The sequence below is a fragment of the Micromonospora noduli genome (assembly GCF_003264475.1).
In the GTDB taxonomy this organism is placed as follows: domain Bacteria; phylum Actinomycetota; class Actinomycetes; order Mycobacteriales; family Micromonosporaceae; genus Micromonospora; species Micromonospora noduli.
This window is the reverse complement of the sequence record NZ_PYAC01000001.1, coordinates 496,595-516,891: the sequence shown is the minus strand read 5'-3', so window position 1 is coordinate 516,891 and position 20,297 is coordinate 496,595. Positions and strand designations below refer to the sequence as shown.

Genomic DNA, 20,297 nt, shown 5'->3' with positions numbered 1-20,297 from the left:
CCTCCTGACGTCTGAGGGGAGTTCAGAGGACCTTGATGGAGTCGACCTGGAGCAGGGCGACAGTGGTCTCGCCGCCGATCTGGGTGTCGTAGCTGAAGGAGCCGAGCACCGTCACGTTCGCGCGGAAGATGTCGTCCTCGACGAGGTTGTCGAGGTCCGATGCGGACCCGTTCAAGATGGTGTTGGTCTCGTAGTCGTAGTCCTCGGCCATCCGGCGGTGAGCGACGTCGGCGCGGAAGCTATCGGTTCCGGTGGCCGCATCGAACTGGGTGACCCGCCCGTAGACGACGTAGGTCTTCCCCAGGTAGCCGTCCGGGTCCTTGGCGATCAGCTTCCACTGCCGTTCGGTCAACGTCTTGTACGACGGCGGCTTCGGCTTCGGCGGCGGGGCAGCCTTGGTCGGGCTCGGGATGGCGCTGGTGGGGGCTGCGCTGGTCGGGGCCGCAGTAGTAGGAGTGATCGTCGTCGGCGACGCGCTGGTGGGGCTTGCCGCGGGCGAGCTGCTGGCGCCAGCGGTCGGCTTCGACTCGTCACCGTTGAACGTGCCGATGACAGCGCCACCGCAGCAGAGGATGACGGCGAGTGCGATGCCGCCGACCACCCACGCCCGCACCTTGGACCGCTTCTCGGGGGTGGCGGTGCCGGCACCGGCGACCAGGTTGGCCTCGTGAGTCGGGCTGGCTACAGGCGACATCGGGGGCTGCGGCGGCTCGGTGGGCGGGTCGGGCGGTTTCGGGGTGGTCGGGTCGGTCATGGCGAGGCTCCTTCTGTGAACAGGTGCGCTGTGAACAGCCGGGGCGGGCGTGGGTTGCCCGCCCCGGTCAGTGGGGGAGAGGTCAGCCGAGGGCGACGTCGACGCCGCCGGAGAACATCGAGTCGTGCAGCTCGAGCTTGGTGATCTTGACGTTCTTCGGGATGTCGAAGACCACGACGCCGTTGACCTGGTTGCCGGGGTTGATGTCGTTGAGGAACGTCTCGGCGTTCTTGTTCGCGTAGATCGCCGCGCCGGTGTCGGCGGAGTACTCGGTGCCGTCGGCCGCGTACGCCTTCTGGCTGCTGCCGTCGAACATCTGCGCTTCCTTGCCGATGTTCTTCACGTTGACCGTGACCAGGCAGAACTGGCCCTGCGCCTTCTGGCCGAGCATGTCGCTGCCGATCTTGGCGACGCCGCACTTGGACGACTTGACGGTGAACTCGAACTTCCCGTCCCGGGCCGGCTGCCCGATCTTGGCGGTCTTCGCCGGCTTCTCCTCGGCCTTGGCGCCGCCTTCGTCGCCGCTGGAGCTGCTCGCCTTGCTGTCGCTGCTGGAGTCGCTCGCCTTGTCGGCGGCGCCGGAGCCGCAGCCCAGGGCGATAAGGCCGGTGGCGAGCAGGGCGAGAGTGGTGGTCTTGCGCATCGTTGTCCTCCTGAAGTGAGCGTTGCGGGGTCAATAAGAGCATCGTCCGACAACACTGTCAACAGACAATCTCGTGCTTGACAGGTGTGCGAGACTTTCGGCGTGGAGAACCCGACCATCACGGCAGCGGAGATCGCCCGGCTCGCCGGTGTCGGTCGCGCTGCGGTCAGCAACTGGCGTAAACGGCATCCCGACTTCCCCGCCCCCGTGGGCGGAACGACGGCGAGCCCCGAGTTCGACCTGATCCAGGTCGAGCAGTGGTTGCGCACCCAGGGCAAGCTCCCCGAGCTCGCCACCGCCGACCGGCTCTGGCGACACCTCGCCGCAGCCAGCGACTCCCCGGCCGCCGGCCTCGCCGCCGTCGGCGCCCTGCTGCTGGCCCGTCAACGCGGCTCCCGCAGCGCCAGCATCGATGCCCAGCTCACGCCGCTGCTGCCCGACGTCGACGCCCTCGCCGACGAGTTGGGCCCGCAGGGCGCGTTCGACGAGTTGTGGCAGCGGTTCTCCGCACCAGGGCCCGGTCGCCCCTTCGCCACCCCCGACGACCTCGCCGACCTGATGATCGGGCTCGCCAACGTCGGCGGCGGCTCAGTGCTGGACCCGGCCGCCGGCTCCGGCGCCATCCTGCGAGCCGCCGTCCGCGCCGGCAGCACCTCGATGTACGGGCAGGAACTCGACGACGAGTTGGCCCGGCTCGCCGGCCTGTGGCTAGCCCTGCACGACGTACCCGGGGAGGTCAGCGGCGGTGACTCGCTGCGCGCCGACGCCTTCGCCGGCCGCGCCGTCGACGCCGTCGTCTGCCACCCACCCTTCGGTGCCACCAACTGGGGCGACGAGGAACTCGGCCACGACCCCCGCTGGATCGTCGGCACCACACCCCGCACCGAACCCGAGCTGGCCTGGGTGCAGCACGCCCTCGCCCACGTGCGGGTCGGCGGGCACGCCGTCCTGCTGATGCCACCCACTGTCGCCAGCCGCCGCGCCGGCAAACGCATCCGCGGCGAACTGCTCCGGCGAGGTCACCTGCGCGCCGTCATCGCGCTTCCGCCGGGCGTGGCGGCGCCGCACGGCGTACCCCTGCACCTGTGGGTGCTGCGACGCGCCGCGACCGACGCGCCGCCACCAGCGCGGGCGCTGCTGATCGACGCCGCCGGCGGCGACCTGGCCGACACCGCACCGCGCGTGCTGGCCACGTGGCGGGAGTTCGTTGCCGCCCCCGACGGCGACGTCGAGGAGGCCGGGTTCGCCCGCGCGGTCCCGGTCATCGAACTGCTCGATGAGGAAGTCGACCTCACCCCCGCACGCCGGCAACCCGCCGTCGTGGGCGAGGCTTCCGGAGAGCATCTGGTACGCACCAGAGAACGACTGGCCGCCATCGTCGGCGAGCTTCCGGCGCTACTTCCGCAGGTCACGGCAACACCAACAGAAGCGCCGGCGTCGGGCACCCTGACGGTCGCCGAGTTGGCTCGCACCGGCGCCCTGCAGGTGATCGGGCCCATCCGTTCCACGCCAAGCCGGGCGGAGGGTGGCTCCGTAGCGCACGGGCAAGGCCCACTCGTCCTCACCGGCAGGGACGTCGTCGCAGGTGTCGACGCGTCCGGGCACGACGACGGCACACTGCTGGAACGCGTGCCCCTGATGGCGGGGGACGTGGTCGTGCCTGTGGCGGCGCGGCAACTGATCTCACGGGTGATCACATCCGATGGGGTGCTCCTCGGTGCTCACCTCTATCTGCTGCGTCCTAACCCGGCCGCGCTCGATCCGTGGTTCATGGCCGGGCAGTTGCGCAACTCGGCCAACGACAAGCAGACGACGAGTCTGTCTGGTTCACGGGTCGACGTCCGTCGGGCACAGATCCGGCGGTTGCCATTGGATGAGCAACGGGCACATGGGGAGGCGTTTCAGCGGCTCATCGCGTTCGAATCGGCTGTCGCGGAGGTGGGTTCGCTCAGCGCCGAGCTGGTGCGTCTCACCGCGGACGGACTGGCCGCCGGCGCACTTCACCCCGCAGGTGGGGCGAAGTGACCGCAGGCCTGAACGACACCGCGGCGCAGCGCTGCGACTATCGCACGTTGCTGCCGGACGATGCATCGGTCTACGACAGGGGCGTGGTCGAGGGCGGCCTTGCTCCCGAGGAGCAGGGTTGGCTCAGGCAGCAGCGTCTTGAGTGGGAACTCAGGTCTGGCGGGCACCGCGGTGCCGAAGACCTGGTCAGTGGTCACTCGATCGGCATCGTGCCGGCGCGGTGGGCGAAGTTCAATCAATGGCTGCCCTTCGATGCTGCTGCCACGTCGCCTCCGGCGCTGAATCGAGGCGAGGTGACAAAGGTGGCGCTACGGTGCCGCGAAAGCGAGCTGTGGCTGCCGCTGCTGGTGACGTCCTTTGCCTGGGGCTGGGGGAATCGTGGTTTTGGCCCGATCCGGCTGCGCTGGGTGTTGAACGGCAAGGGTGGCTCGCCAGGGCTGTCGAGCAATGAGATCGAGGAGCGGTTAGCCGCAGCGGTCGACGCTCTCGATCAGCAGGGTGCCCGGAGTGCATACCAGTTGCTGTTGAACGCTGGAAAGATCTCCGAGTTCGGGCCGGCCTTCTTCACAAAGTTCCTCTACTTCGCCAGCAGGACGGGCCAAGGGCGTTGCCCAGCCCTGATCCTGGATGGGCGGCTCGCGCGGCAGATGCGGGGTTTCTGGGAACGGCGGGCCAACGAGCCATACGCGGAAAACGGTAGCTCCGCCCGCTGGCTCTGGCAGGGACCGCGCTGGTCGGACTACCGCTACCAGATTTACCGGACGTTCATGGTTCGGTCAGCATCGCAATTGTCCGAGTCGGGAGACCGGTGGATACCGGAGCTAGTGGAGCTGTTGCTCTTCCGGGCAACCCGGGCGGTCTGACCTATCGATGTCGTGCATCTGACGGGTTAGGCAGTCCCGTCAGTGGGACCGCTAGGGGATGATCGTTTGGCCGCCCCGCGCTGTCCTGTGAAGTGAACAAACAAGCCTTTTGGCGGACTGTGACTCCACGAGTACCGGGCGTACGGTGCGGGTCGGATCGAGTGGGGGCGAACCAACAATGGGGGGACTATGCCGAGCGTGACGACGGCGAAGCCGGGAATCGGCGACCTGGTCGCGGTACGCGGCCAGCGCTGGGTGGTCAGCGATGTGCAGGAGGGCGAGCACAGCAGCCTGGTCAGCCTGCAGAGCGTCGAGGATGGCCGCTACGGCTACACCCTCGACGTCATCTGGGAGGTTGAGCCGGGGCGCCAGGTGCTGCCCAGCGGCTCGTTGCCCGACGTCACCGAGGGCAAGTTCGATTCGCCGCAGCGGCTGGCAGCCTTCCTCGACGCCGTCCGCTGGTCGGCGGTGACCTCCGCCGACGTGAAGACATTGCAGTCCCCGTTCCGCTCTGGTGTCGCCATCGAGGACTACCAACTGGAGCCGGTCGCGCGCGCGGTCGACGCGCCCCGGGTCAACCTGCTCCTCGCCGATGACGTCGGCCTCGGCAAGACCATCGAGGCTGGCCTGGTTGCCCAGGAGCTGCTGCTGCGCCAGAGGGCCCGGCGAATCATGATCGTTTGCCCGGCGGGTCTGACCCTCAAGTGGCGTGACGAGATGGCGGAGAAATTCGGCCTCGACTTCACCATCATCGACGCCGAACGCTGCGCCATGGTTCGTCGAACCCACGGCTCGGCGGCGAACCCCTTCGAGGTCTACCCGCTGAGCATCATCAGCCTGCCGTGGCTACGCGGGCAGAAGGCGCAGCGCCTGCTCGACGAGGTGCTTCCCGCCGACGGCCCTGCCTACCCGCGTACCTTCGACCTGCTGATTCTCGACGAGGCGCACCACGTCGCCCCGGCCGCCCCTAAGCAGGTCTACGCGATCGACTCGCAGCAGACCAAGCTGATCCGCCGGCTCGCGCCGCACTTCACCCACCGGCTGTTCCTCTCCGCCACCCCGCACAACGGCTACCAGGCGTCCTTCACCGCGCTGCTGGAGATCCTCGACAACCAGCGGTTCGCCCGGGGTGTTGACCCGGACCCGTCGGCGGTGAAGGACACTGTCGTCCGGCGGCTCAAGCGCGACGTCACCGACGCCGACGGAAAGCCCCGCTTCGTGGAGCGGGTCGCCACCGCTATCCCGGTTACCTACCCGGAGAGCGAGCGGCAGATCCACGCCCTGCTCACCGAGTTCGCCGAGCTGCGACGGAAGCGGCTGCACTCGCAGCGTGGACGCAAGGCGACCGATCTGGTCACGCTGCTGCTCAAGAAGAGGCTTTTTTCCAGCCCCGCCGCGTTCGCGCACACCGTGGGCGTCTACCTGGAGACCCTGCGCAGCCGTACGGCCCCCGCCGTCCTGCCGGCCGATGACGATGTACCGGAGTGGATGGAGGACTTCTTCGACGACGTCGCGACCTACGCCGACGACCAGCTCGCCGAGGCCGAGGACGACGCGCTCGGCCGGACCCGGGCCATGCAGCCCGACGCCAGCGCCGACGAGATGGCCCTGCTGGAGAAGATGTACCAGTGGGCCGAGGCGAAGGAGGCGCTACCGGACGCCAAGGCCAAGGAGCTGATCGCCTACCTCAGCGCGGTCTGCAAACCGGATGGCCGGCACTGGACCAACGAGCGCGTCGTGGTCTTCACGGAATACCGCGACACCCAGATCTGGCTGGCCGAGCTGCTCCGCCAGGAGGGTCTGGCCGGGCAGGGGCTCGTGCTGCTGCACGGCGGCACGCCCGCCGAGGAGCGGGAGCAGCTACGGCTGGCTTTCCAGGCCGACCCGACGAAGCAGCCGGTGCGCATCCTGCTCGCCACCGACGCCGCCAGCGAGGGCATCGACCTGCAGAAGTACTGCCACCGGCTGGTCAACTACGACATCCCGTTCAACCCCAACAAGCTGGAGCAGCGGATCGGTCGGGTCGACCGGTACGGCCAGACCACCGCCCCCGAGATGAAGCACTTCGTGGGTAGCGGCTTCGGTAAGGCCGTCGACTCGTTCGAGGCGGACCTGGAGTTCCTGTCCCGGATTGCCACCAAGGTGGCCCGGATGGAGGCCGACCTCGGTTCGGTCAACGCCGTGCTCGCCGACGCCGTGCAGCGCCGAATGCTCGGCCAGCACGTCGACGTGGACATCGACAAGGCGGGCAAGGGCAAGAGCACTCGCAGTCTGCCGGCCGAAACCAACCTGCGCGAGCAGGTCGTCAAGCTACGGGCGGAGCTGGACAAGACCGTCGAGGAACTCGGTATCACGCCGCCGGCCGTCAAGCGGGTCGTCGACACGGCGCTGGAGCTGGCACGTCAGCAGCCGCTGAAGCGGCACATCGACGACCGGCACCTGGTCGACGGCCTCTACACCGTCCCGCCGCTGACCGGTTCCTGGCAGCGGGCTGCCGCAGGGCTGACCGCGAAACTGCAGAGCAACGACGAGGAGCCTCGACAACTACCGGTCACCTTCGACTCCATGGTTGCCAAGGACCAGGACGAGATCGTGCTCGCGCACCTGAACCACCCCCTCGTAGCCATGTCGACCCGGCTGCTGCGCGCCGCCGTCTCCAACCCGGACATCGGGCTGCACCGGGTCACCGCCGTGGTCAGCGACGACCCGGCGCTGGAAGACGTGCTGGTCGGGGCGTACTCCCGGTTCGTGCTGGTTGGCACCGACGGCGTGCGGCTGCACGAGGAGGTTCTTTACGCCGGTGGTTGGGCGCCCGAGCACGGCCGATTCCGCCGGCTGGACAACCTCGGTACCCTCGCCGGCATCCTCGACCGGGCGATCACTACCGGCAGCGCCGCCTCCGGCCTGGTGGAAAAGCGGCTCGCCGAGCGCTGGCCCCGCGTCGCCGACGGTCTGCTCGCCGCCATCGACTGGCGCACCGCCACGCGCCACGAATCCCTGAAGCGCAAGCTCGACCAGCGGCAAACGGCTGAGCAGCAGCGCATCGTCGACAACCTCGACCAGTTCGCCGCCACCCTGCGCGGTGCGCTCGCCGACGATGACGCCGAGGACGCACTGTTCAGCCTTGCCGTAGCCGCGAAGAGCAAGGACGAACTGGCGCAATACCGCAAGGACCGTCAATCCTGGGAGGAACGCTTGTCGGCCCTGGAAGTCGAGCGCGACCGCGAACTCGCGGCCGTCGCCGCCCGCTACCGAGACCCGAAGCCGCACCGGTTCCCGGTGGCCGTGGTCTTCGTCGTGCCGAAGCGGGAGGCCATCCGATGAGCCGTACCTTCCGACGTCCCGCGCCCGACGGCGCCGAGCAGCACCGCAACTGGTTGAGCCTGGTCGAGGTCAGCGGGCCGTTCCTGAGCCTGCCGGTGCTCCGCGCCACCTGGCCGACCTTGGACGCGCTCGACAAGAAGACCCGCGAGCGGCTGCGCCAGGAGCACGCCACCTGGCAGGCCGACACCGTCGCGGGCCAGCAGCCCTGGATCGGGTACGTGCTGCGTGAGCTGCTCGGCTGGGGCGACACCCTGCACACCGACGGCCTCGACGCGCTCGCGCACACCGTCGCCGAGCACGACACCGAGCTGCGCCCGTCGATCGCGCTCGTGGAGCCGGGCGAGGAAATCAAGCCCGACAGCGTACGGATGCTGGGGATGATCTGCCCGGCCGGCAGCCAGCCGACCGCCCGGATTCGTGATTCCGCGTGGGCGGCGACCCCGGTCGACCGGCTCGCCCACCTGTGCCGGCACCACAACATCGAGCTGGGTCTGGTCACCGACGGCCGCTGGTGGACGCTGGTTTGGGCGCCGCGCGGTGGCGTCACCACCACGGCCGTCTTCGATGCCGCGGCCTGGCCCGAAGCAGCCGAGCGCGACGTGGTCCGCGCGTTGGTCTCGCTGCTGTCCCGACACCGGTTCTTTGGCGTCCCCGATGCCGAGCGGCTGGTGCCGCTGCTGCGAGCTAGCCTCGGCAGCCAAGAGGAGATCACCGAAGCGCTCGGCGTCCAGGTCCGCCAAGCCGTCGAACTGCTGGTGGCCGCAATGGGCCGCGCCGACGTGCGGGACCGAGAACTCGGCGGGCGCGGCCTCCAGGACGTCGACGCGCACGACGTCTACCGAGGCGCTGTCTCCGTGATGATGCGGATCGTTTTCCTGCTTTTCGCCGAGGAGCGCAAGCTGCTCCCCGCCGACAACGAGCTGTATGTGAAGGCATACTCGGCGGGGCGGCTCTGCGCCGAACTGGAACAGCGGATCGTCGAAGGCAGCGAGGAAGACCTGGAGCACAGCTCCGCCGCCTGGCACCGGCTGCTCGCCCTCTTCAATGCCGTCTACCGCGGCGTCGACCATCCGCGGCTCACCATGCACGGCCACGACGGGTCGCTCTTCGACCCGGAAGCCACGCCGTGGCTGCCGCTGACCATCGACGACCGGACCGTGCTGCACATGCTCAGGGCGGTGCAGTACGTCGAGATCGGCACCGGACGGTCCCGGGAGCGCCGCACGCTCAGCTTCCGTGCCCTCGACGTCGAACAGATCGGGTACGTCTATGAGGGCCTGCTCTCCTTTGAGGGCTTCCGTGGGGAGGACGTGACCGTCGGACTGATCGGCAAGGAAGGGCTGGAGGAGGAGGTCGCGCTCGCCGACCTGGAGGCTCTGGATGAGCGGGCGTCCGACGTGCCCGCGCTGGCCAGGGCGCTCGCTGAGAAGTACAAGGACTCGAAGATCGGGTCGGTCGCGGCGCTGACCAAGCGGCTGGCACCGCTCGACGGGGTGGAGCGCGAGGAGGCCCGCAAGAAGCTGCTCGCCGTGACCGGCGGCGACTACCCGCTCTCCGAGCGGCTGCTGCCCTTCGTCGGGGTCATCCGTGATGACCTGCGGGGTCTGCCCGTGGTGATCCTGCCCGGCGCACTCTTCGTCACGGAGTCGGCGCTGCGCCGCAACACCGGGACGCATTACACGCCGCGCTTCCTAGCTGAAGAGGTGGTCGAGGGGGCGTTGGAGCCGCTGGTTTACGAGCCGGGGCCGTTGCAGACCGCGGACAAGTCGCGGTGGAAGCCGAAGTCCAGCAAGGAAATCCTGTCCCTCAAGGTCGCCGACATCGCCATGGGCTCGGCGGCGTTCCTGGTCGCGGCGGCTCGCTACCTGGCGGGCCACCTGATCGAGGCGTGGTCGCGGGAGGGCAATGAGCAGGCGCTCGCCTACCGGCAGGGCGCCGTCGACCGGCCGGTGGACACCGATGAGGACCCGCTGGTGGTGGAGGCGCGGCGGCAGGTCATCGAGCACTGCCTCTACGGGGTGGACATCAACCCGATGGCTGTGGAGATGGCGAAGCTGTCCCTCTGGCTCGTCTCCATGGACCCGCAGCGCCCGTTCACCTTCCTCGACGACCGGCTCGTCGCTGGCGACTCACTGCTTGGCATCGGCAACCGGACGCTGGCCGACGACGCCGGGCGTGACCTGCGGCTGGACCGGGAGCTGTCCCAGGCCCTTGAGCTGCGGCGGCAGCTCGCCGCGTTGCCCGACAGCCAGGAGACAATGGCGGAGAAGCGGCGACTCCTTGCCGAGGTGCGCGCGGTCCGGCGGCGGGCGGATGCTTACGCCGACCTGCTCGTAGGTGCGTCGCTCGCCTCGGCGAAGCGCGGCCAGGATCCGGTCATCATCGCCGAGCGTGTCGGCGAGTTGGCTCAGCACCTAGCCGGCAACGGCGATCTCGCTCCGCTCATCGAGAAGGCCCGGTCGTGGCTGGCGCTCGACCTGCCGGACGGCGGATTCGATCGGAAGCCGCTGCACTGGCCGCTGGAGTTCCCTGAGGTTTTTGCGCAGGGCGGCTTCGACACCATCATCGGCAATCCGCCGTTTCTCGGCGGCCAGAAGCTGACCGGCGCGATGGGGTCGGCCTACCGTGAGCTGCTGATTAGCGCGATCGGCCGGGGCGCCCGGGGCAGCGCCGACCTGGTCGCGTACTTCCTGCTCCGCGCGCACGACCTGTTAAACCGGGACGGGCAGACCGGGCTGATCGCCACGAACACTCTGGCCCAGGGCGATACCCGTGAGGTCGGTCTCGACCAGGTCGTCGCTGGCGGGGTGACCATCCGGCAGGCGATTAAGAGCCGACCCTGGCCATCGCGGTCGGCGGCACTGGAGTTCTGCGCGGTCTGGACCAGCCGTGCCGGCCTCGGTGCCACTGCCGAGCGGCGTGCGGACGAGTTGGTGGTCGCTGGCATTACGCCGTCCCTGGACACCGAGTCGCGAGTCATTGGCAACCCGCACCGGCTCGCTGAGGCTGCCGGTGTTGCATTCATTGGGTCGTACGTCCTTGGCGCGGGTTTCATGATGACTCCACAGCGGGCAAAAGAACTAATCGCAAGTAACTCTAGGAATTCCGAAGTTATTCTTCCGTACCTCAATGGGCAAGATTTGAATTCCAGCCCGAATTGCTCGGCGAGTAGATGGGTTGTGAACTTCCGAGATTGGCCTGAGGAGCGCGCGCGAGCTTATCCGGACGCTTTCCAACCTGTCAACGATAGAGTGCGCCCTGAACGAGCGCGTAACAAACGCGCCTCGCGGCGCGAGCGTTGGTGGCAGTACGCGGAGCGTTGTGTAGGGCTCTACTCCGCAATTGCTCAAATGGAGAAAGTCATTGTTCTAGCAAAGACCAGCAAGACGTACGCGCCCGTGGTTGTTCCCACCGGGCAGGTATTCGATCAGACTTTGGTCGTCTTTGCTACCGATGATATGGCACACCTTGCTGTGCTTTCAAGTTCCACGCACTTCTGGTGGGCTATGCGCTATTCGTCAACGCTGAAAGCGGACTTAAGTTACACCCCCTCTGACGTTTTTCAGACGTTCCCTTCCCCCCGCCCGACGAACCATCTTCGCGACCACGGAACCCGCCTAGATACGCACCGGCGGAGTGTGATGCTGAGTAGACAAGCAGGTCTCAGTGCGTTATGTGCACTTGTGTTTGACCCTGCTTGCTGGGATGAGGACATCGTGGAACTGCGGCGGATTCACCGCGACATCGACGAGGCGGTCTTCCGCGCGTATGGCTGGGACGACCTAGTGGCGCAGGGCCTCGACCACGGCTTCCACCAGGCGGGTGCGTATACCCGCTACACCGTCGGCCCAGCCGTTCAGCGCGAGATGCTGGACCGCCTCCTGGAACTTAACCACCTTCGCCACGCCAAGGACGTGGGGAACGGTCGGCACGACAAGCAGCCGGGCCGTAGGACCAGCACCAGCACCGAAGGACTGTGGTGATGGCTGAGGCCTTGTTAGCTCTCTGCGACGACCTGGCACTTGAACTTTCCCCTGGCCATGAAGGGACAGAAGCTGCCGAGGAGGAGCGCTTTACGCGCTGCGCCGGATCGGAGTCGAGGACCTCGCTGGCTGCTCGGCTGCGCACTGCTGAGAGCTGCCAGCGGCACATACCGAAGCTAAGGGGGCCACAATGACGGCCGATGTGCAAGGTGGCCTCTTTCCGCACCCGCGCGGCGAGCAGCAGGCGCTTGCGCTGAACGGTGCTGCCGAATCCGCGCCGGTGCTGCCGCTCGACGTGCCGCAGACGTTTCCCGAAGCGACGTCCTACCAGGTGCGGGACGAGCTGGAGGAGCTGATCGGGCGGGACCTGCTCGGGCCCTGGGACGGCGAGCGTGAGGAGTTCCGGTCCGGCGCGATGGGCCCGCGTGAGCGCTACCTCGTCGGCATGCTCGGCCCGAAGCAGCGCCCGCGCTCCGACCGTCGTGAGGCGGCCGAGGTGGCAGACGTGGACTCCGCTGTCCAGGGCGACGGCGCGGAGGCCGAGCTGCCCGAGGTGGTCACCCCGCAGAACCTGGGCAAGATGTGGGCCTCGTCCATGGGCCTGTCGTTCGCCGTTCCCGGCGACGTCGACGTGCTCACCGTGACCGCTGACTGGGGTCGCTACGACCTGCGCGAGTCCGAGGACGAGAAGGGCAAGAAGCGCCGGGTCTGGTACCGCGAGCCGATGTCGTACCGCAAGGAGGTCCGCCTCGACAGCGAGTCGTCCTACCGGATGCCGCTGACGGTGGCGGACGAGGACGAGCCGGGCGTGCACCTGGCCGTCGAGGTCCGGCCGCGCGACGGCCGCCGGGTGGTGCAGCTCGCACTCATCAACACCCAGTCCGAGGTGACCAGTAACGGCGACACGACCTGGCTGTTCCAGGCCGCCCTGACGGTGAGCGCGCTGGACGGCGCTGCCGCCGTCTTCCTGCCGATCGATGACCCGCTGGACGGGGTGCAGGGCGTCGGTGACGATCTGGAGGAGACGCACCTGCGACTCCTCTACCGGTCGCAGCGCCGCTACGCCTCCGGCCGCAACGTCGCCGTCCACCCGTCGGTGCGTGAGGACGAGCGGTGCGCGTATCAGCTCGCGACCACCTGGCTGCCCACCCACAACGTGCCGGCGACCGTCGCTCAGGTTGGAAAAGACAGCGGCCTGGCGGGCGTGGAACTGTCCATGGACGCGCTCTCCACCGCCGACATTGACCGGCTGCGTACCCGGCTCGCGCCACTGGCCGATGGGTACGAGGACTGGCTGGACGACGAAGAGGCCAAGATCCCCGGCCTACCGGAGCCGCTGCGTCCCGCCGCCGTGACCGCCGTGTTCAACGCGCGCCGGGCCGCCGAGCGGATCCGGGCCGGCATCGCGCTGCTCACCGATCCGGAGACCGAGAAACACGCTGATGCCATCGCTGCTTTCCGCTTCGCCAACGAAGCGATGGCGCTGCAACGTCGACACAGCGAGGTTGCCCGGCTCCGCGAGGAGCAAGGCCTGTCGTACGCGAAGGCCAGGGCCGCCATCGACGCGCGCGGCGCCGCAGCCGCCTCCTGGCGCCCGTTCCAGCTCGCGTTCGTACTGCTGAATCTGCCGTCGATCACCGATCCGGCGCATTCGGAGCGGGCCGCCGACCGGGACGCGACCGTCGACCTGCTCTTCTTTCCCACCGGTGGTGGCAAAACGGAGGCGTACCTCGGGCTGACCGCTTTCACCTTCGCGATCCGTCGTCTCCAGGGCGTGGTCGGTGCTGGTGCGGACGCCCGCAGCGGCGCGGGCGGTGTGGCCGTGCTGATGCGGTACACGCTGCGGCTGCTCACCGCGCAGCAGTTCCAGCGGGCCGCTGCCCTGGTTTGCGCTGCCGAGGTGCTGCGCCGACAGGCCGAGAGCACCTGGGGTGCCGAACCGTTCCGGATCGGGCTGTGGGTCGGTGGCGGGGTGTCGCCGAACTGGTTCACCGAAGCCTCCGAGCAGATCGCGGAGGCGCGCGAGGCCGGCAGCGGCAAGTTCACCAACGTCCTGCAGACGTTGAGCTGCCCGTGGTGCGGGTCGAAGCTGCGCGCCGAGCGTGACCTGACCGTCCGCGAGGATGAGCGGCGGGTCCTGGTCTTCTGCCCCGAGGCCGAAGGCGGGGACGCCTGCCCGTTCTCCCGGACCCGCTCCGCCGAGGGCCTGCCGATCCTCACGATCGACGAGGAGATCTACCGGTACGCCCCCAGCCTGGTCATCGCCACCGTCGACAAGCTCGCCCAGCTGCCCTGGCGGGGCTTCGCCGGGATGCTCTTCGGTCGGGTGCGGGAGCGCTGCCCCCGGCACGGCTACCGGCACGACGACCTGGACGCAAAGACCGGTTGCGGGGCTCGGCACAACAAGAAGGGCAAGCTGCCGGCCGTCAACAGTGAGCCGGTCATCCGGCTGCGCCCGCCGGACCTGATCATCCAGGACGAGCTGCACCTCATCTCCGGTGCGCTCGGCACCATCGTCGGCCTGTTCGAGGCGGCCGTCGACCAGCTCTGTACCTGGTCGTTGCCCGGTGGCCGCGAGGCCGGGCCGAAGATCGTGGCGTCCACGGCGACCACCAAGCGGGCCCGGGAGCAGGTGCTCGGCGTCTTCGGCCGACAGCTCGCCGTCTTCCCGCCGCCGGTCATCGACATCACCGACACGTTCTTCAGCCGACAGGTGCCGGTCACCGTGCAGAATCCCGGCCGCCGATACCTGGGCATCTGTGCGCACGGCGTTCGAATGAAGTCGGCAGAGATCCGCGTCTCGGAGATCCTGCTCATCGCCGGGCAGACCCTCTTCGACACGTACGGGCAGCCGGCCGACCCTTACATGACTACCGTCGGCTACTTCAGCGCCACCCGCGAGTTGGCCGGCATGCGCCGTCTCCTCGACGACCAGGTCACCACCCGCGTCCGCAGCCACGGCCGACGCAAGGGACTCTCCGACCGGATCGCCGGCACGCAGATGCTCAACGTGCAGGAACTAACCTCCCGGGTCTCCTCCGCCGACATCAGTGAGGTGCTCAAGCGGCTGGAGAACGGCTTCGACCCGGAGCTCGACACCACTGCCCGACGGCGGGCGGTGCTGGAGGACATGCGGGACGCGTTCAAGGCCAAGACCGCGTCGAACCCGAAGCTGTCCCTGCACCCGGTCACCCAGAGCTTCTACCAACGACAGGACGAGAATCGGGTGCCGGTCGACGCGGTGCTCGCCACCTCGATGCTCCAGGTCGGCGTCGACGTGTCCCGCTTCGGCCTGATGGTCGTCACCGGGCAGCCGAAGAACACCGCCGAGTACATCCAGGCGTCTTCGCGGGTCGGCCGCGACGCGAAGCGGCCCGGCCTGGTGGTCACCCTCTACAACTGGACGAGGCCGCGGGACCTGGCCCACTACGAGGACTTCGAGTACTACCACGCAACCTTCTACCGTCAGGTGGAGGCACTGTCGGTCACCCCGTACACCCGGCGGGCGCTGGACCGAGGCACCACCGCGACCCTCGTCGCGGCCGTGCGCAACGGCGAGGACAGCTTCTCCCGCAACACCGACGCCCATGACGTGCCGCTCGATGGCCCGGAGGTGCAGCGGGTCATCGGCCGGCTGCTGGCCCGCGCCGAAGCGATCGGCGGTACGCGCGGTCGCGACTACCTCCAGGAGCGGCTCAACACGCTCCGCGACGCATGGAACAAGCAGAAGACCGGCTCGTCCCGGCTCGGCTACTCAGAGGGCACGTTCAAGCAACAGAAGCTGGATGGCCTGATGACCGTGGCCGGTGGCGGGCGGTGGACCGGCCTGACGGTCGGCATGTCCATGCGGGAAACCGAGAACGAAATCAACCTGGTGCTGCCCGCCGGCGGGGAAATCTTCAACCCGCAGTACGGGACGCCGGAGTGGTCCTTCGGCCCGCAGACCGACGGTAAACGGGATGAGGATTTGCCCGACGGGGATGAGCTGGGCGAATCGACGCTGACCGGGAAGGGCAACTGATGGCCGCCAACTACTTCCGGCGGGTCGGTGCCGTCCGCCCCAGCCACCTGATGTTCACCACCGGAGTCGGCTCGATTGTCGACCTGCCCAACTTCTCCGTTCTCGTCCGAGGGCTCGACGACTGGAACTACTCGGTTGTGCCCCAGTGGGAGGAGATCGTGGAGCCCCGGCTGCTCGCCGCCGTGCGGGCGCTGGGGTTGCGTTCCGTCAAGGAACTGCGTCCGGCGCCGTGGCTGGACGGTACCGACCGAGAGCCGACCGGCCCGGCCGGCCGAGTGGGCGTGCCGATCACGCCGTTCCCCGGTTGGCTGCGCTGCACCGCCTGCGACGACCTGGCCCCGATCGACTCGAACGTCTTCGGCTTCGAGAACTCCAAACCGCGCAAGCCACACGAGGCCCGCTTCTTCCACACGGTGTGCAGCCGCAAGAAGTCGGGGCGCAAGCCGATGGCGGTGGGTGCCCGGTTCGTGCTTGCCTGCACCGCCGGCCACCTCGACGACTTCCCGTACGCCCACTTCGTCCACCAGGGCGGTGCCTGCCCCAACGCCAGCCATCCCAAGCTGAAGATGGATGACCGCGGCGGCAACCTGGGCGCCAACGTCGAGATCAAGTGCGTCCCCTGCGGCGCCCGCCGCAACATGAAGGAGGTCCTCGGTCCACGGGGCGGGGACAAGCTGCCCCGCTGTCGTGGCCGTCGACCGCACCTGGGCGACTTCGACCCGAAGGGCTGCGGCGGTGCGGAGCTGAAGCTCCTGGTCGTCGGCGCGTCGAACCAGTGGTTCGCGCAGACCCTCTCCGCCCTGGCTGTGCCGCGCACCGGCGCGAGCGAACTCCAGGCCAAGGTGGAACAGCACTGGGCCGCCCTGGAGGGTGTTCCCAACGTGGACATGCTGCCGTACCTGCGGACGGTCGTGCCGGCGTTCCGCGAGCTGGAACGGTGGAGCGACCAGGAAATCTGGACGGCGATCGAGCGGCACCGCACCGGCGCCAAGGGCGACGATGAGGAGAAGGGCTACCCCGACCTGCGGACGCCAGAATGGGAGATCTTCTCCACCGGACAACTGCCGCCGGCCACGGACGACTTCACCCTCCGCCGAGACCCCGACGGTGTTCCTGGTGAGCTGAAGAACGTCTACGCCGACGTGATCCAGGCCGAACGGTTGCGGGAGGTGCGTGCGCTGGTCGGCTTCACCCGACTCGACTCGCCCGACCCGGAAGACCCCGACCTCGTCACCCGCGCGTCGCTGTCCAAGGCGGCGGCGACCTGGGTACCCGCCAGCGAGGTACGCGGCGAGGGCATCTTCCTGCGCCTGCCGGAGGACCTGCTCGCCGCGTGGGAACAGCGGATCGAGTACACGGAGGTTATGCAGGAACACCGGGACGCGTATGCCCGGTTCCGCAAGAACCGCTACTCCGGTCGCATCGCGGGACCGTTCGACCCGATGCACCTCTGGCCGGGGGAGCGCTACATCGCTCTGCACACCCTGTCGCACCTGTTGATCCGCACCATTGCCCTGGAGTGTGGATACAGCTCGGCGAGTCTCTCCGAACGGATTTATTCCGGGACCGAGGCCGACCCGCAGCGCGCGGGCATCCTTATCTACACCGCCGTGCCGGACGCCGAGGGCACCCTCGGCGGGCTGGTGTCGCTGGCCGAGCACGACTCGCTGGTACGGCTTACCCGGCGGGCGCTGTCCGACGCCATGTACTGCTCGTCGGACCCGCTCTGTGCCGAACGGCTGCCCCAGGACCCGGCGGACTTCCTGCACGGGGCCGCCTGCCACGTTTGCTTGTTCGTCTCCGAGACAACCTGCGAGCGTGGCAACCGGTTCTTGGACCGGCGGTTCGTCGTGCCGATCGACAAGCCGGAGCTGGCGCTTTTCCCCGAGCTGCCATGAGCTGGCATCCGGCGTTTGAGGCGGCGGCCGAGGCTGCGGTGAACCGGCTCGGGCCGGGACACCTGCGGGTGCTGGCCGACCGCCTCGGCGACGGCTCGCCGGAGCAGGCCGTCCGGCACGCCGTGCCGGTGCCGGGATTCGCCGAGGCGGCCGGGGCGGTGCTGGCCGCGCAGCGGGCCTCGGGGTTGCCGGGCGTGGAGGTGTCGGCCTACCTGCGAGGGCTGGCTGCCGGGCACGCGCAGCGGTCAGCGGCGGTGCGGATCGAGTCGGTGTGGAGTGGGCCGAGCACCCACCCGGTGCCGGTCCGCGCCACCGCTCAGGTGCTGGTCGACCTGGTCGCCGAGGCCAACGCCGAGCTGCTACTGATGACGTACTCCGCCAAGCCCTACCCGCCCCTGCTGACGGCTCTGGCGGCCGCGGTTGCACGCGGCGTGACCGTGACCGTCGTGGTCGAGACACTGGCCGGAGCCGGTGGAGCGTTGAACGGCACGGAACCCGCCGCTGCCTTCGCTAACCTGCCCGGCGTCCGGTTGTGGCACTGGCCGGTCGAGCGGCGGGCCGAGGACCACGCCAAGATGCACGCGAAGATCGCTGTTGCCGATCGTCGCGTGTTGCTGGTGTCCAGCGCCAACCTCACCCAATCCGGGGTCAACCGCAACATCGAGGCGGGGCTGCTGGTGCGCGGCGGCACAGCACCCCAGCGGGCGGCCGAGCACATCGCGGAGCTTCAGAGCCGTGCGGTGCTGGTCAGGCTCCAGACATCTGGCCAGGGGTGGTGACCATGCTGGGTTCGGACGGCCCCACCGTCGCCACAGGTGACATCGCGCGCCTGGCGGGCGTCGGGCGGGCGGCGGTCAGCAACTGGCGGCGGCGCTTCCCCGACTTTCCGCAGCCCGTCGGCGGTAGCTCTGCCAGCCCTCTGTTCGCTCTGGCGGAGGTCGAGGCGTGGCTGAGCGCACATGACAAGCCGTTCCGACTCACCCCCGTCGACCGGGTCTGGCAGTCGCTGCGAGGCTCCGCTGCCGACCTGGAGCTGGGCGACCGAATCGGCTACCTCGGTGGCTTCCTGGTCTTCCTCGAGCGGGATCCGGCCGGCTGGAAGGCACTCGCCGACCAGCCCGACGCCGTGGTGGTGGACCGGCTGGTCGAGGCCATGCGCACGGCCGTCCCGGAGTTCGGGCACCTCATCACCGACCTGCCGGACCGGGATGCGGCGATCATCGTGCGCCTGGTCGCAGAGGCGGCCGACCAGGAGGGATCCCGGGCCGTCTTCGACTTCCTCTGCCAGCGCTATCTTGAGGTGCACTCCCGCCGCCACACTGTCACGCCCGCGGCGTTCGCCTTCCTCATGGTCGCTCTTGCCGCGTCGGAGACGGAGACCATTCTCGACCCGGCCTGCGGGATCGGCACCCTGCTGCTCGCGGCTGCTGGGAGCCGGGCTCAGGAGTTCCGCGGCCAGGAGGTTAACCGGACGGCAGCCCGTATCGCCGCCGCCCGGCTCCTCCTGCACGCCGGGAATGCCCGGGTCGCCGTGTCAGATTCACTGCGATCCGATGCGTACGCCGGGGACCTGTTCGACGCGGTGGTGTGCAACCCGCCCTTCGCGGACCGGTCCTGGGGGCATGACGAACTGGCCGGCGACGCGCGCTGGGAGTACGGCCTGCCGCCACGGGGGGAACCGGAACTGGCCTGGGTGCAGCACTGTCTCCGGCACGTCAAGCCCGGAGGGCGGGTCGCGATCCTCATGCCGGGCGCTGCCGCCAGCAGGCGTTCGGGCCGACGCATCCGGGGGAACCTGCTCCGTGCCGGGGCGCTGCGCGCGGTGATCTGTCTGTCGGCCACCGGACCGGCCGGGACGCTGGCACCGGATGTGTGGCTGATGCAGCGCCCCGACGGAACGCCGCGTCTTGACGAGGTGCTGATGGTCGATGCGTGCTCCGAACCGGCAGGTGCCGTAGAGGCATGGGTTGCTTTCTGCGCCGGGTCCGAGCTGCCGGCCGGTAGCCGGGCGGTGCCGATCATCGATCTGTTGGACGACGATGTCGATCTCTCTCCGGGACGGCACCTCGCTGCCGCCGGCACGCGACCGTCCGCGTTTCCACCTGTGCTGGCGGCGCTGAGCAAGGCCGTTGATGCCCTCGTGCCGACACTGCCGGACCTGACCGACAATCCGTCGCCTGACGTCCCGGTGATGACCACCGTCGGTGAGCTGCTTAGAACGGGCGCGGTCACCCTCCGGCAGGCTCCGATGAAGATGGGTACGGACGAGGACGGACCCACGCCGGTGCTCACCGCCCGGGACGTCCGGCTCGGGCGCCCGGCATCCGGGACAGCCGTGCCCCTACCCGGTGCGGTCACCCTCAGGGCGGGCGACGTGGTGACACCCCTCGCCTCACAAGCATCCGCTTTCCATGTCGTCACCGAAGGCGGCCCACTGCTCGGCCCGCGGCTCTACCTGCTCCGGGTCGACCCGGAGCAGTTGGATCCGTACTTCCTGGCCGGTTTCCTGCGGGCCACGCGGCATGGCTCGGGCTCCGGCGGTTCGTCCCTCGCCGGCCGCCTCGACATCCGCCGGGCCCGCCTGCCCCGGCTGCCCCTGTCGGAGCAGCGCCGGATCGGAGCAGCGTTCCGCCAGTTGATGGCGTTCGAGACGCGGTTGCGGGAGGCGACGGCTCTGGGGGAGGAGTTGGTCGAGCGAGGGTTCGTCGGTCTCAGCGACGGGACACTGCGCCCGACGGTGGCGGACTAGCGTGCGCATGCCAGTGGATCGAGAACGGGAAGGGCTG

The 20,297-nt window shown here is 68.9% G+C and carries 10 protein-coding genes; 8 read left to right on the top strand and 2 right to left on the bottom strand.

The features are described from left to right. Positions 1-22: 22 nt before the first annotated feature. The gene (locus tag MED15_RS33160; RefSeq protein WP_112602849.1) at positions 23-754 is read right to left on the bottom strand and encodes a hypothetical protein; all 732 of its coding nucleotides are present in this window, start codon (positions 752-754) and stop codon (positions 23-25) included. 82 nt (positions 755-836) lie between these two features. Further along, positions 837-1,397, bottom strand: a complete 561-nt coding sequence (locus tag MED15_RS02230) for a DUF4352 domain-containing protein (protein ID WP_112602851.1) — start codon at positions 1,395-1,397, stop codon at positions 837-839. Positions 1,398-1,499: 102 nt separating this feature from the next. Between MED15_RS02230 and MED15_RS02225 the strand changes: the two genes are divergently transcribed. The 8 genes from MED15_RS02225 to MED15_RS02190 all read left to right on the top strand — a co-directional run bounded on the left by MED15_RS02225 (position 1,500) and on the right by MED15_RS02190 (position 20,260). Beyond that, positions 1,500-3,422: an N-6 DNA methylase gene (locus MED15_RS02225; protein WP_112698156.1), complete on the top strand. Its 1,923-nt coding sequence runs from the start codon at positions 1,500-1,502 to the stop codon at positions 3,420-3,422. After that, on the top strand, positions 3,419-4,285 hold the full coding sequence (locus MED15_RS02220) for an 8-oxoguanine DNA glycosylase OGG fold protein (RefSeq protein ID WP_112698155.1): 867 nt from the start codon (positions 3,419-3,421) through the stop codon (positions 4,283-4,285). Before MED15_RS02225 ends, MED15_RS02220 begins: the two co-directional genes overlap by 4 nt. Positions 4,286-4,483: 198 nt before the next feature. Further along, a complete protein-coding gene (gene drmD, locus MED15_RS02215; RefSeq protein ID WP_208646452.1) occupies positions 4,484-7,609 on the top strand; it encodes a DISARM system SNF2-like helicase DrmD in 3,126 nt (1,041 codons plus the stop codon). Further along, positions 7,606-11,592, top strand: coding sequence for an Eco57I restriction-modification methylase domain-containing protein (locus tag MED15_RS02210; RefSeq protein WP_112734673.1), 3,987 nt, complete (start codon positions 7,606-7,608; stop codon positions 11,590-11,592). Before drmD ends, MED15_RS02210 begins: the two co-directional genes overlap by 4 nt. 190 nt (positions 11,593-11,782) lie before the next feature. Further along, positions 11,783-15,613: a DISARM system helicase DrmA gene (gene drmA, locus MED15_RS02205; protein WP_112734672.1), complete on the top strand. Its 3,831-nt coding sequence runs from the start codon at positions 11,783-11,785 to the stop codon at positions 15,611-15,613. Beyond that, entirely contained in the window at positions 15,613-17,511 is a 1,899-nt protein-coding gene (gene drmB / locus MED15_RS02200) for a DUF1998 domain-containing protein (RefSeq protein WP_112698151.1), read from the top strand. Before drmA ends, drmB begins: the two co-directional genes overlap by 1 nt. Further along, on the top strand, positions 17,508-18,290 hold the full coding sequence (drmC, locus tag MED15_RS02195) for a DISARM system phospholipase D-like protein DrmC (RefSeq protein WP_112698150.1): 783 nt from the start codon (positions 17,508-17,510) through the stop codon (positions 18,288-18,290). Before drmB ends, drmC begins: the two co-directional genes overlap by 4 nt. 2 nt (positions 18,291-18,292) lie before the next feature. Further along, positions 18,293-20,260, top strand: coding sequence for an N-6 DNA methylase (locus tag MED15_RS02190; RefSeq protein ID WP_112698188.1), 1,968 nt, complete (start codon positions 18,293-18,295; stop codon positions 20,258-20,260). Positions 20,261-20,297: the final 37 nt, after the last annotated feature.

Coding starts and splice junctions, on each gene's coding strand:
- MED15_RS33160 (WP_112602849.1), bottom strand. CDS start 754: ATGACCGACCCGACCACCCCGAAACCGCCCGACCCGCCCACCGAGCCG.
- MED15_RS02230 (WP_112602851.1), bottom strand. CDS start 1,397: ATGCGCAAGACCACCACTCTCGCCCTGCTCGCCACCGGCCTTATCGCC.
- MED15_RS02210 (WP_112734673.1), top strand. CDS start 7,606: ATGAGCCGTACCTTCCGACGTCCCGCGCCCGACGGCGCCGAGCAGCAC.
- drmA (WP_112734672.1), top strand. CDS start 11,783: ATGACGGCCGATGTGCAAGGTGGCCTCTTTCCGCACCCGCGCGGCGAG.
- drmB (WP_112698151.1), top strand. CDS start 15,613: ATGGCCGCCAACTACTTCCGGCGGGTCGGTGCCGTCCGCCCCAGCCAC.
- drmC (WP_112698150.1), top strand. CDS start 17,508: ATGAGCTGGCATCCGGCGTTTGAGGCGGCGGCCGAGGCTGCGGTGAAC.
- MED15_RS02190 (WP_112698188.1), top strand. CDS start 18,293: ATGCTGGGTTCGGACGGCCCCACCGTCGCCACAGGTGACATCGCGCGC.